Origin of the sequence: Enterobacter cloacae complex sp. P43RS (genome assembly GCF_014930585.1) — a bacterium.
Lineage (GTDB): Bacteria > Pseudomonadota > Gammaproteobacteria > Enterobacterales > Enterobacteriaceae > Enterobacter > Enterobacter bugandensis.
The window spans coordinates 210,602-223,593 of record NZ_JADBRJ010000001.1 but is presented as its reverse complement, the minus strand read 5'-3'; the positions used below and the strand labels follow the sequence as shown (position 1 = coordinate 223,593).

Annotated in this window: 12 protein-coding genes; 7 read left to right on the top strand and 5 right to left on the bottom strand. The window is 57.4% G+C overall.

Annotated features, from left to right (window positions below; translation table 11 throughout):
- Positions 1-34: 34 nt before the first annotated feature.
- Positions 35-382 (top strand): HNH nuclease YajD, encoded by a 348-nt coding sequence (yajD, locus tag IM294_RS01125; protein ID WP_003857471.1) that lies wholly within the window; start codon positions 35-37, stop codon positions 380-382.
- A 28-nt stretch (positions 383-410) separates the two neighbouring features.
- Here yajD and IM294_RS01120 read toward each other — a convergent pair whose 3' ends face one another.
- Positions 411-1,196 (bottom strand): MipA/OmpV family protein, encoded by a 786-nt coding sequence (locus IM294_RS01120; protein WP_126817408.1) that lies wholly within the window; start codon positions 1,194-1,196, stop codon positions 411-413.
- Positions 1,197-1,320: 124 nt separating this feature from the next.
- Here IM294_RS01120 and IM294_RS01115 point away from each other — a divergent pair, with 124 nt between their 5' ends.
- From IM294_RS01115 to IM294_RS01100, 4 genes are all read left to right on the top strand, one after another.
- Positions 1,321-2,016 (top strand): response regulator, encoded by a 696-nt coding sequence (locus IM294_RS01115; RefSeq protein ID WP_028012960.1) that lies wholly within the window; start codon positions 1,321-1,323, stop codon positions 2,014-2,016.
- Positions 2,013-3,209 (top strand): cell wall metabolism sensor histidine kinase WalK, encoded by a 1,197-nt coding sequence (locus tag IM294_RS01110; protein WP_126817410.1) that lies wholly within the window; start codon positions 2,013-2,015, stop codon positions 3,207-3,209. The genes IM294_RS01115 and IM294_RS01110 overlap by 4 nt, the downstream gene beginning before the upstream one ends.
- Positions 3,210-3,287: 78 nt before the next feature.
- Positions 3,288-4,436: an efflux RND transporter periplasmic adaptor subunit gene (locus IM294_RS01105; RefSeq protein ID WP_126817412.1), complete on the top strand. Its 1,149-nt coding sequence runs from the start codon at positions 3,288-3,290 to the stop codon at positions 4,434-4,436.
- Positions 4,433-7,510: an efflux RND transporter permease subunit gene (locus tag IM294_RS01100; RefSeq protein ID WP_126817414.1), complete on the top strand. Its 3,078-nt coding sequence runs from the start codon at positions 4,433-4,435 to the stop codon at positions 7,508-7,510. The genes IM294_RS01105 and IM294_RS01100 overlap by 4 nt, the downstream gene beginning before the upstream one ends.
- A gap of 186 nt (positions 7,511-7,696) precedes the next feature.
- On the opposite strand, the gene IM294_RS01095 is transcribed toward IM294_RS01100, so the two are convergent.
- Positions 7,697-8,581 carry a LysR family transcriptional regulator gene (locus tag IM294_RS01095; RefSeq protein WP_045261464.1) on the bottom strand — a complete coding sequence of 295 codons (885 nt, stop codon included), beginning with the start codon at positions 8,579-8,581 and terminating at the stop codon, positions 7,697-7,699.
- Positions 8,582-8,717: 136 nt separating this feature from the next.
- Between IM294_RS01095 and IM294_RS01090 the strand changes: the two genes are divergently transcribed.
- A complete protein-coding gene (locus tag IM294_RS01090; RefSeq protein ID WP_126817416.1) occupies positions 8,718-9,698 on the top strand; it encodes a nitronate monooxygenase family protein in 981 nt (326 codons plus the stop codon).
- Positions 9,699-9,781: 83 nt separating this feature from the next.
- Here IM294_RS01090 and umuC read toward each other — a convergent pair whose 3' ends face one another.
- Positions 9,782-11,044, bottom strand: coding sequence for a translesion error-prone DNA polymerase V subunit UmuC (umuC, locus tag IM294_RS01085; protein WP_126817418.1), 1,263 nt, complete (start codon positions 11,042-11,044; stop codon positions 9,782-9,784).
- Positions 11,028-11,462, bottom strand: a complete 435-nt coding sequence (gene umuD, locus IM294_RS01080; RefSeq protein ID WP_028012955.1) for a translesion error-prone DNA polymerase V autoproteolytic subunit — start codon at positions 11,460-11,462, stop codon at positions 11,028-11,030. Before umuD ends, umuC begins: the two co-directional genes overlap by 17 nt.
- Positions 11,463-11,772: 310 nt before the next feature.
- Here umuD and IM294_RS01075 point away from each other — a divergent pair, with 310 nt between their 5' ends.
- The gene (locus tag IM294_RS01075) at positions 11,773-11,973 is read left to right on the top strand and encodes a hypothetical protein (RefSeq protein ID WP_028012954.1); all 201 of its coding nucleotides are present in this window, start codon (positions 11,773-11,775) and stop codon (positions 11,971-11,973) included.
- A gap of 46 nt (positions 11,974-12,019) precedes the next feature.
- Here the strand turns inward: IM294_RS01075 and IM294_RS01070 are convergent, their stop codons facing one another.
- Positions 12,020-12,886, bottom strand: a complete 867-nt coding sequence (locus tag IM294_RS01070; protein ID WP_028012953.1) for an aldo/keto reductase family oxidoreductase — start codon at positions 12,884-12,886, stop codon at positions 12,020-12,022.
- Between the last annotated feature and the right edge of the window lie 106 nt (positions 12,887-12,992).

Below are 12,992 nucleotides of genomic sequence, written 5' to 3'. Positions count from 1 at the left end.
TCCCCCACTTTTTTCATGGCAGGTAAAACCGGCAATGGCTCTGATCCCTAAAAACTACGCGCGACTGGAAAGCGGCTATCGCGAGAAAGCATTAAAAATCTATCCCTGGGTCTGCGGACGCTGCTCGCGGGAGTTCGTCTATTCCAACCTGCGTGAATTGACGGTTCACCATATCGATCATGACCATACTAACAACCCGGAAGATGGCAGCAACTGGGAGCTGTTGTGCCTGTTTTGCCACGATCACGAGCATTCGAAATACACCGAAGCGGATCAGTACGGCACCACCGTGGTCGCCGGTGAAGACGCGCAAAAAGACGTGGGCGTCGCCACGTTTAACCCGTTTGCCGATTTAAAAGCGATGATGGATAAGAAGAAATAATCTTCTCGTCCGCTCGTGCTCCGCAATTTTAAAATGTCCAGGTGATAGCGGCGGTTGCAGACCCCTCATTGCGCCGCATCACTATTGGGCTTTCATTCGCATGGTCGCCAAGCCAGGTATAGTCCGCGCTCAGGACCGTTCCCCAGTGAGCATCGAACTGATGGCTCCAGGTCAGGCTGGTGTCGACGCCATAAAATCCCCCCGGCGCTGAATAGCGGCGATAGCCGGTGCGGCGGCTCTGCTGCTCGCTGACCCCATACCAGGTATTCAGATAACGGCTGTCGCCAAACAGAGCCGCAGACTGAAGGGCGATCGTGTCCTCGCTGTTTTGTAGGGGCATCAACGTAACGGACGCCTGATAACTTACGCCCTGGCTGTCCGTTAACGGTAGCGTCGCCTTACCCTCAACGCTTAGCCAGGACGCAGCCTGCCAGCCGACGGCCAGGCCGGTATTCAGGGTGGCATCAATGTCCCCCATCCCCTTCAGATTGTTTGCGCCCTCACGCCAGCCAGAATTTTTCTCTGCCCTCCCGAGGTCGTAACCCAGCGTATGTTCCAGGTACCAACCGCTGTCGTTTTGCAGGTCATATCCCACTCCTTTTTGTGCATCAATAAAGAAAGCACCCTTGCGCCCCTGCAGCACAGGAACCACCTGCCACACCTGCTTGTCTGAGCCTGAATAACGGGGGGCATAGTGACCGCCCAGCCCGACGGTTAAAGAGCCGGAAGCGGCGTCATCATCCGCCTGCACACCTGAGGCAACGGCCATCAGAAGCGGAACGGTCATATACAGGCCTTTTTTTATCGCTATCATACTGTTCTCCACGCAGACGCTGGCGTCTGCTGATTCAGGGTCTGCCACACAATGTTGGCGCAGTATGGTTTGGCTAAATCAATGAATCGTCGGGATAGTGTTAAGAAACGGTCAAGGTGAACGGATGTTGTCCAGAAGAGTGCTGATTATTGAAGATGACGCCGATGCGGCTGGCGTGCTTGAAGCCTATTTACGTCGTGAAAATTACGATGTCACCATTACCGGAGACGGTCTTTCCGGGCTGGATATGGCGCAGCGGTGGAAACCCGACCTCATCCTGCTGGACGTGATGCTGCCCGGGCTTAACGGCACCGAAGTGCTGGCCGGACTGCGTCGTAAAAGCGATGTACCGGTGATCATGGTCACCGCCATGGGCGACACCCCCGATCGCATTGGTGCCCTGCGGTACGGTGCCGATGATTATGTTGTGAAACCCTATCATCCGGGAGAAGTCGTGGCTCGCGTACAGGCGGTGCTGCGACGCAGCAGTAAAAAAGAGACAGACGACGAGATCCTTCGCTGGCAAACGCTGGAGGTGGATGTGGCCGCCATTGTGGCGAGCGTGGATAACGGCGGCGACGCGCCCGTGATGCTCGATCTTACGCCAACGGAATTCTCGCTTCTGGCAACGCTGCTGCGTTCTCCCGCACGCCCCTTTTCCCGTCAGTACCTGCTGGAACACTGTCTGCCGGAAAGCGAGGCGCTGGAGCGCGTGGTGGACACCCATATTTATAACCTGCGTAAAAAACTCGAAGCGGCGGGTATTTCCGGCGTGTTGATTAACGTTCGCGGCGTGGGATACAGGTTCAGACAACCATGATAAAAAACCGGCACTCCTCTCTCTGGCGCTGGATTTGCGCGCGTATCCTGGCACTGGCCATCGGCAGCGTGATCGTCATTGCCACCTGCATGTGGCTACGTTATGCGGTACAGAACTACTGGATAATGGGCAGAATGCCAGCGGCGGTCCGGCAGGAATTTCTGACGCTCAGCCAGAACCCACAGGCCGATCCGGCCCGCTTCCACAGCATTGTGGATACCTGGTGGGGGCTGAGTTATTCCACGCCATCCATCGCCTCTGCGGACTGGGTTACGGTGGCCCTGCTGGTGCTGGTGATGATCCCGTTTATTGTGGTGATGGGGTTAAAACACGCCCGACCGCTGGCGCTGCAGTTCAGCCGTCTTCGCGATGCCGCCAAAGATGTCGCCGACGGGCAGTTTGGCCGTCAGGCTGAACTGGTCAAGGATGCGCCAGCGGAAATGGTCAGCTTTGCAAACGACTTTAACTCCATGACGGGGCAACTCGCCCGCTATGAAAAAGAGCTCCGCGCCTCGCACGTCGCGATGGCGCACGAGCTGCGCTCGCCCCTGACGGCCGCCATTGGTCGTCTGCAGGGCATGTTGGACGGTGTGTTTGATGCCAGCCCGGTGCAGCTGGGAATGGTGATGAAACAGCTTCAGCATCTTAATCGCCTGACCGATGAGCTTCACCTTCTCTCGTTAGCGGACGCGGGAAATCTGGTGCTGGAAGAGCAGACCTTTTCTCTGGATGAGCTTATTCAGGAGCGGGCGGCCTGGATCATGCCGCAGGCCGAAGCGCATCATTTTACGATTACGCTGCGTAACCCGCGTACGTTCCCGTTCAGAGGCGATGCGTTCCGCATGGGGCAGGTATTTACTATCCTTATGGAAAATGCACTACGCTACGGGCGCGAAGGCGGCCATCTTGAGGTGGCGCTGCACTACGCCAGCGGGCATTACGCCATTGAATTTCACGATGACGGACCGGGCGTATCCCCCCAGTTCTTACCGGACATGTTTAAGCGCTTTAGCCGTGAGGAGCAGTCCCGCGCGCGGCATTCCGGCGGCAGCGGCCTCGGTTTGTCTATCGCCCGGGCGATTTGTCAGGCACATGGGGGCACGATCGAGGCCTCATTACCGGAAACGGGCGGCCTTGCTGTGCGTATTTTGTTACCCTGGCAGCCGTCCGGTAATAAAAATATCCTCTCTTGATAAACCCTTGACAGAACATCGAATCTTTCTCGACGTAGCGCGCATTTAATAACGCCCTCATCTTTATGGAGCGGCGTTATGTCAGACGAATTTGTTCTCTCCCTCCGCCACTGCCTGCACCATCTGTACGGCGTGGCGCGTACTCTTTCCTGGGTAAATTTTCTCCCTCTGGTCCTGCTCGCGCTGGTGATTTTTCCGCTCACCGGCTGCGGTGACAAACAGGAAAATAAGCCTGCCCCAGTGCGTACGGTGCGCTACGTCGTCGTACGTACAGCCCAAACCCTCCCCGCGCTGGAAAGGACCGGTGAGATCCATGCCCGCGATGAAACGACGCTGAGCTTTCAAACCGGGGGGCGAATACTGACGCGCAGCGTTGATATTGGCGATCGGGTTAATGCCGGACAGCTGCTGGCCACACTTGAAAATACCACCGGACAAAATCAGCTCGACAGCGCAACGGCCGACTATGAAGGGGCCAAAGCCTCAGCGCAGGTTGCCGCGCTTAACGTCAGCCGAATGCAAAAGCTCATGCCGACGGGCGCAATAGCCCGCACGCAACTCGACAGCGCCCGCGCGGACTGGCTTGTCGCCCGCGCGCGATTAAAAAGCAGCGAGGCCGCGTGGCGTAACGCCCGCGAAAGCCTTGGCTGGACGCGCCTTATCGCTCCACAAACCGGCACGATCACCGAGGTGAGCGCCTCTGCGGGCCAGGTTGTCAGCGCGGGACAGACGGTGCTTACGCTGGCAACCGGCGAAGCCCGCGACGTAGCGTTTGATATCGCCACGCCCGATGCGATACCGCCGCTGGATAAGGCGGAATTGCGGGTTTCCCTGCTCAGCGACCCGTCGGTACAGGCATCTGCCGTGCTGCAGGATATCACCCCGCAGGCCGATCCTCAGACCCGCACCTGGCGCGTCAGAGCCACCCTGATAAACCCGCCAGCGGCGATAGCGCTGGGTGCCAGCGTCACCGTCACCCTGCCCTCGACTGGCCCGCGAGGTTACGTCATTCCCGCATCGGCGCTGAGCCGAACAGGAGATAGACCGGCGGTGTTTGTGATTAACCCGCATTCGCAGGCGCAGCTGCGTGCGGTGGTGCCTGCCTGCTATACGGCCTCCTCGGTGATTATCGCCTCCGGCCTTGAGCCAGGCGACCGGGTGATTACGGCTGGCGTGAGCAAACTCCGTTCCGGAGAGCCGGTGGTACCCGGGGAGGTTCAGCCATGAACACGAAACCGGAAGCGAAATTTAACCTGTCCGCATGGGCGCTTAACCATCAGCAGATGGTCAGTTTCTTCATGCTGCTGATCGTGGCGATGGGCGTGTTCTGCTATGAAAAACTGCCGCGTAATGAAGATCCGGTTTTTACCATCAAAACGGCGGTCGTCTCCGCGCAGTGGCCGGGCGCGTCCGTAACGGACACCACCCGTCTGCTGACCGATACGCTTGAAAAAAAGCTGCAGGAAACGCCCTGGCTTGATTATCTCGAAAGTGAAACCCGTGCCGGGAGCGCGGTTATCCATGTGAATCTCCGTGACAATACCCCACCGCAAAAGGTGCAGGACATTTGGTATCAGATCCGCAAAAAAATGCAGGACATCGCGCCGTCTTTACCGGAAGGCGTTCAGGGCCCGGCCGTGAACGACGAATTTGACGATACGTTCGGCACGATTTACGGCTTTATTCCCGACGGCTACACCTTACGGGAAGTGCGGGATCGCGTTGAGACAATACGTCGTGAGCTCGCCTCCTTGCCAGATATCGGCAAAACCACCCTGCTGGGCGAACAGCAGGATCAGATGGTTCTCGCCTTTTCTCCGGCCCGTCTGGCGGGTATGGGACTGGATATTCAGGCGGTCGCCGATGCGCTGCGGGCGCAAAACGCGGTTGTCCCGGCTGGCGTTATGCGTACCGGGCAGGAGAACATCGCGATCAAGGTCAGCGGGGCGCTCACGTCCGAAGAGAGTTTACGCGCCGTCACGCTGCATATTAACAATCGCTATATTCCGCTGACCGATATCGCCACCGTCACCCGGGAAGCCGCCGAGCCGCCGGCCCCCGCGTACCGGGTAAACGGCAAACCGGCCATCGGGCTGGCGGTGTCAATGGCGCCAACGGGCAACATGCTGCGTTTTGGCGCCGCGCTGAACGCCAGAATGACAGTCCTCAGCGCCGGGCTGCCGCACGGTATTGAAATGGTGAAAGTTGCCGATCAGTCGGCGGTGGTCAGTGACGCGGTAAGTGGTTTTGTCCGGGTGCTTATTGAAGCTGTTGTTATCGTGCTGGCGGTTTCATTTGTCTCGCTGGGTTTGCGGGCGGGGCTGGTGGTGGCTGCGGCCATTCCGCTGGTGCTCGCCATGACGTTTGCCGGCATGATGCTCGCCGGCATCGGGCTTCAGCGTATCTCGCTTGGGGCGCTGATCATTGCGCTGGGTCTGCTGGTGGATGACGCCATGATCGCCGTCGAAACGATGGTCTCCCGACTGGAAGCCGGGGATTCCCGTCGGCATGCGGCCACCCATGCATTCAAAACGACGGCCTTCCCGATGCTCACTGGAACCCTGGTGATGATTGCCGGGTTTATTCCCGTTGGTTTTGCGGCCTCCAGCGCCGGTGAATATTGTTTTTCCCTGTTTGCGGTAGTGCTGATTGCCCTGCTCTGCTCCTGGGTTGTCGCGATCCTGTTTTCGCCGCTGACGGGCACGTGGCTGCTGCCGGAGAAGGTCAGACATCGCGCGGCAGGCCCTGGAAGGATCGCGCGCGGGTACGGGCGGCTTTTAGGGCTGGCGCTACGTCACCGGCTCGCCACCGTGCTGATTGCGCTTTCCGCGCTGGGGCTGTCCGTGTACGGCACGACGTTTATGCAGGGTGAGTTCTTCCCCGCGTCGGACCGGCCTGAGCTGCTGGTCAGCCTGACGCTTCCGGCCAACGCGTCGCAGCCCGAAACGTTAAGAGAGGTGGAAAAGCTGGAACACGCGCTGGCCGGCAACAGCAATATCGAGCGCTACTCGACGTACGTCGGGTCAGGAGCCATCCGTTTTTACCTGCCGATGGACGTGCTGCTGGAAAATGAAAACATCGCCCAGATTGTGGTGGTGGCGAAGGATCTTCAGGCGCGGGATCGTCTGCATGGGCAGTTGAACAGGCTGCTGGCGGCGCAGTTTAGCGACATCATCACGCGCGTGTCGCCCCTGGAGCTTGGGCCGCCCGTCGGCTGGCCAATCAAATACCGGGTGAGCGGGCCTGATTATCTGCAGGTCCGGGCGCTTGCGAACCGTCTGGCCGACGCGATTGGCCAATCGCCGCTGTCGCGCGAGGTTAACCAGACGGCCGGAGAGCCGGAGAGGATCATTACTCTGAAGGTGAATCAGACGGCGGCCAGGGCGGCAGGAATATCGTCAGAAGCTCTCGCCCGCACCTTGAATACCCTCTGGTCCGGCAGCGTTGTCACCTCGGTCAGGGATAACGATCGCCTTGTCGACGTGGTGCTACGGGCCACGGACAATGAACGTCACAGCACCGCCCCCCTCTCCTCGCTGACCGTTCAGGGGAATGACGGTAAAAAAATTCCGCTCAGCGCCGTCGCGACGCTGGTCTGGAGCGTGGACGATCCGGTCATCTGGCGTCGACAGCGGTTGCCTTTTATTACGGTGCAAACTGACCTCGCGCCGGGGCTGAGGGCCGAAGCGGTATCGGCGGCGCTGCGTCCGGCGATCGACACGCTGCGCGCGGAGCTGCCAGCCGGTTACAGCATAGAAGAAGGCGGCGCGGTTGCCGAATCAGATAAGGGGAACAGCTCCGTTTTTAGCGTTCTTCCGGTGACGCTTGTCATCATGTTGATGCTGCTGATGCTTCAGTTGCGCCGATATTCCCGGATGCTGCTGGCGCTTCTGATGGCCCCGTTTGGTTTACCGGGGATTGTGCTGGCTATGCTGCCCGGCGGCACGCCGATGGGATTTGTCGCGCTGCTGGGCGTCATCGCCCTGGCGGGGATGATCGTGCGTAACGCGGTGATACTGATTAGCGAGGTAGACAGTAATCTTGCTCAGGGGATGGCAAACGATGCCGCGATTGTGGCGGCCGCGGAGCATCGGGCCAGACCCATCTGTCTGACCGCCTGCGCCGCCATTCTGGGCATGATCCCGATCTCTCATCAGGTATTCTGGGGGCCAATGGCCTATGCGATTATCGGCGGGCTGCTGGTCGCGACGCTGGTAACGCTGACCGTATTACCCGCGTCGTTTAGCCTGCTGTTACAGTGGGGGGACTCAGCGCAAAGCCGCAGAAGAAAGGTGAGCTGAGGCTCAATCGTTCCCCGGCAGATTACACAGCAGTCAGCGCAAAACGGTTCCTCAGGATCCGGGGGATCTCATCCTCCGTCAGCTGCGGCTAAACTGTGCAAACGAACCCACGCCTCGCCTGCTGAATGCCATGGAACAGATTAGCGCGCGGTGTCATGAACTGGCGGCTCTTCTCCGGGGGCGGTTTTACACTAAACTTTCCAGCCACTCGGTAAAGGCCCGCACCTTGCGGGAGAGATGGCGGTGTGGATAGAGAAGCGACAATTTACGATCCGGGGAGCGATGCTCCGGTAACACTTCAACCAGTTGGCCGCGGTCAATATAGGGCTGCAGAAAAAGATTCATCCCCTGTATTAACCCTAACCCGGCCAGGCCCGCCGCGATGTAGGCTTCGGAGTTATCCACGACCAGCTTGCCGGGCAACGTTATTTCCGCAATGCCTTCTGGCGTAGTAAACGTCCAGGGTTGAATTTTTCTGCTGTTGTTATTGATCCAGTTGATGGCCTGATGTTTGTATAAATCATCCAGCGTTTCTGGCGTACCGTGTTTTGCCAGCCAGGCCGGGCTGGCACAGGTCGTGATTTTTATGTTCCCGATTTTGCGCGCGACATAGTCACCATCGTCCAGCTCCCCCACTCGCAGCACACAGTCCAGGCCATCGCGCAGCATATCCCGACGGCGGTCAGAGCTGCTCAGTATGATGTCGATTTCAGGATGCTGCCGATAAAAATCCGGCAGGTTGGGTATGACCCTCAGCGCCGCAAAAGCGATGGGCATATCCACCCGCAACTGACCGTGTATTGCCCGGCCAGTGCCAAACGACTCCAGTAAATCGTCCGCCTGCGCCAGCAGGGGTTTACTTCGGCGATAAAACGCCTCTCCGTCCGGCGTCAGGCTAATCCGCCGCGTTGTTCTCTGCAGCAAACGCGTGCCGCTGTGCTGCTCCAGATGCTGTAACGCTTTGGTGACCGCCGGACGGTGGATCTGCAGATTTTCCGCCGCCTGGGTCAGGCTGCCCGACTCGACAATTTCAATGAAAACTCTAATTGATTCAAAGAGATTTAGTTGCATTGGTTGTCTCTTTTGCCGTCACAGGAATGTCAGGATTGTTACTTATTTTATAACAGTGATGAATCTTTTTGGCTATTTTTCCTAACAATCTTCCGCCCTACACTCTCCTCCATTCAAACGTGAGGAATGTTCTGCTATGAAAAATAACCGTATCTGTCAGATCCTGGGTATCGAAAAGCCTGTTATTCAGGGACCGTTATCCTGGCTTACTGATGCCCGTTTAGTGGCCGCGGTCAGCAATGCAGGAGGACTCGGCGTGCTCGGCCCCAACGCAGGGTTAACCGCCGATACCGCGGTCTCCACGCCGGAAGAAACCGCCGAAAAAATGCGGGAAGAAATTCGCAAAACCAAACGGCTGACCGAAAAACCCTTCGGCGTGAACCTGATCCCCACCGCCGTTAATGACGTCTGGACCGGGCCAATTCTTAAGGTGATAAAAGAGGAAGGCGTCAGGGCCGTGGTGTATACGGGCTATGGTGAAGGCAGCATTATTCCTGCGCTGTTCAGTGAATTAAAAGAGGCGGGTATTGCCATTATCTACCGCGACATTAATCCCACCCCGGAAAACACCCGTCTCGCGGAAGACGCAGGGGCTGACATTATTGTGGCCACCGGTTTTGATGAAGGCGGTACCTTACCCGCAACGGCGCTTGGCACCTTTTCCATCGTGCCGCTGATTGCCGATGCCGTGGAGCATGTTCCGGTGATGGCGGCGGGCGGTATTACCGATCGCCGCACCGCCAGAGCGGCGCATGCGTTAGGTGCGGAAGGCGTGTTTGCCGGTTCGGTCTTTATCAGTACCGTAGAAAGCCGCGTGCCGCAGGAGGTCAAAGAGAAAATTGTTGCCGCCAACGGCCTGGACCTGCTGCTTTTCCGCACCGTCCCTCACTACTATCGTTCTCTGCCCGGCAAGCTGGCGGAAAAACTGGCGGCGTTGGATAAAGCTGGCGCAAGCAATGAAGCGCTGGGCAAGGCGATGGGAGGATTGCGGGGCCTGCGCCTGGGCATGCTGGAAAATAACACCGATGAAGGTTATATCGCGCTCGGCACGGGGATCGGGAATATCCGCAGCGTGAGAAGCGTGGTCGAGGTTGTCGATGCGTTAACGGTTGAGTAAGCCCTTAACCCTGATGCTATGGACGCAGCACAGGAGCGGCGTCCGTAAACCGTCTTCGGCTCTTTGTCACACATAGCCGCCTTTCATCTCGCCACCGGTAAATCCGCGTAGCGCGTCGTATAGGCCGGTGACAGCATCTCCCGCTTCATCGCCCAGGCTTTCTCAATCCCCTGCCCGGCAAACCATATTTTCCCTTTGCCGGAATGATTTAAGCTGTCGATCGTCGCCATCAGCGCCGCGCTGTTGGCGCTCGGGCGGTTATCGTCAAACAAATTCAGCTGGGCAACGCCGCTGCTGAAAAAGTCTGCCAGCATCACCCCCGCTTTCATATAGCGATATCCGTCAAGCCAGATACGCCCCAGCGCCTCAGTGGCGGCACGGATGATATCGCGCGAATCATTGGTGGGCGTCATCAGGGTGACGGAAGCCTGGTTGCCGTAATAAATTTCGTTGTCGGCATGCGGGCTGGTGCGCACAAACACGCTGATAAAGCGGCAATACTGATGCTCGCCACGCAGTTTTTCCGCAGCACGTTCTGCATAGGCGCAAATGGCCTGATGCATCTCCTCGTACTGCGTAATACGGTGTCCAAACGAACGACTACAGATAATTTGCTGCTTCGTGGGAGTAAACTCTTCCAGATCGAGGCAGGGCTCACCTCGAAGCTCGCGCGCCGTGCGCTCCATTACCACGTTAAAATGTTTGCGGATGACCCAGGATGACGCTTCCGCCAGCTCCAGCGCCGTGGTTATCCTCATCGCGTTAAGTTTTTTCGTGATGCGTCGTCCTACGCCCCACACCTCCTCCACCGGAACCTTTGCCAGCAGCTTACGCTGCCGTCCACGATCCGAGAGATCGACCACGCCACCGGTGGCTGACCACCGCTTCGCCGCATAGTTGGCCAGCTTCGCCAGCGTTTTAGTCGGCGCAATCCCGACGCCCACACTTAAGCCTGTGTTTTTAAAGACCTGCGTACGCATCTGATGACCGAATGCTTCCAGCGAGATGCAGTTGCTGACACCCGAAACGTTCACAAATGCTTCATCGATGGAGTAGATCTCAATGGCCGGCGCGAGATCGGTCAGCGTCTGCATCACCCGGCTGCTGAGATCGGCATACAGCGCATAGTTGGAGCTAAAGACGTAAACCCGCGACGGATACCCCTTCTCTTTGAATTTAAAATAGGGCTCCCCCATTTTTATGCCGAACTGCTTTGCCTCCCGCGACAGCGAAATAATACAGCCGTCGTTATTGGACACCACCACGATGGGCTTACCCACCAGATCGGGGCGAAACACCCTCTCGCAGGAGGCATAGAAGCTATTCACATCAACCAGCGCGAACATGTTTATGCGTTTTGAGCGTATGAGTGACGACACCGAAGATTTGCAGCTCCTCTTCGGACTGAAAGGCGATCGGCTGATAGCGGGCATTACGCGGCAGCAGCCGCAGAACCGGGCGGGTCTGTAGCTCTTTCACCGTAAACTCGCCGCCGACCGACGCCACAACAATGTCCCCGTGTTCGGCATTTAACGAGCGGTCTACCACCAGCAGATCGCCGTCGCTAATCCCTGCGCCGATCATGGAGTCCCCGCTCACTTTGATAAAGTAGGTCGCACTGGGGTGCCTGACCGCCAGCCGGTTAAGATCGAGACGATCCTCCACATAATCCTGCGCAGGGCTTGGAAAGCCACAGGCAACACGCTCAAGATATAAAGGTAATTCAATAAGTTGCTTTGGATGATAAGAAAAGAGAGTGTCCATAAATGCCTTTCCCGCCAGATACTGTATATAAACACAGTATTACGGATTACGGCACAGGATCAAGGTCATTTCCGACAAAGACCGCAAACGCGTTGAAGTTTGAGCGGATTTAATTTAGCAACCTCTCCTGCTGGCGATCGCAGACGGGCCAACCAAAAGTCATAAAAAAGTCAACAACAAACACTTTAAAATCACTTCATGTGAAAAAAAGATCATTAAATCACTATAGAAACACTATTAATTGACTTAAACATCAGAATAACGCATATTTTAGGGCACGAATTATCAAGATTTTTGGAGGACGTTTTCTATGCCAGCCCGTGACTATCCCGACAAGCGAGTTGCCCGCGGTTTAGCAAAGGAGGCCGATCTCAGGATGTTGAGCGCCCGCATTGAGCCTGACCTGATGGAATACATCAGAATCACCGCCTTTGAGACGCGAAAAAGCAAGCAGGAAATTGTGGCAGAAGCGTTAGCGCTTCACAGACAAAAAAGTCAATGCGGAGTCTGAGCAGGCAAAGCCTGGAAGTGTCCTTCCGGCTTTGCCCATGCTGTGATTAACCCATCAGCGCATTCAGTTTTTCAAGTGCTTCAGGCGGCAATTGCACCTCTCCCGCCGCGAGGTTTTGCCGCAGATGCGCCACGGATGACGTGCCGGGGATCAGCAGGATGTTCGGCGACCGTTGCAGCAGCCATGCCAGCGCAACCTGCATCGCCGTTGCGCCCAGGGAATCCGCGACGGCCTGCAGGCCGGTGGACTGCAGTGGCGTGAAGCCTCCCAACGGGAAGAACGGCACATACGCAATCCCCTGCTGCGCCAGTAAATCCACCAGCGCATCGTCGCCGCGGTTCACAATGTTGTACATGTTCTGCACGCAGACGACCTGCACCATCTTCCGCGCTTCCGCCACCTGCGTGGCCGTGACGTTGCTCAGGCCAATGTGACGTACCAGCCCCTGCTGCTGTAATTCTGCGAGGGTGGAAAGCGGTTCAGCAATCGATCCTTCTGCCGGGCCGTGTGCGCTAAACATGATCCGCAGGTTCACCACGTCCAGCACATCCAGCTTCAGGTTGCGCAGGTTGTCATGCACCGCCTGGGTCAGCTCCTGCGCGGAAAAGGCCGGCAGCCAGGCCCCTTTGTCATCGCGACGGGCACCGATCTTGGTGACGAGGGTGAGATCGTCCCGGTAAGGATGAAGCGCCTCGCGGATCAGCTGGTTCGTCACATGCGGCCCGTAAAAATCGCTGGTATCGATATGATTCACACCCGCCGCCACGGCTTCGCGCAGCACGTCCAGCGCGGCCTGTTTATCCTTCGGCGGGCCAAATACGCCCGGCCCGGCAAGCTGCATTGCCCCGTAGCCCAGTCGTTTAACCGTTCGCGTTCCGAGCGCGTACGTCCCGCTTTTATCAATGCTGCTCATGTTAACCTTCCTCATAAAATGATCCGGATTTACAACAGGTTCCTGACCGAAGCCCTAAGTTAAGCGCGAGTTAAATTAAAGTTTAAATTCTATACGACGATAGTAT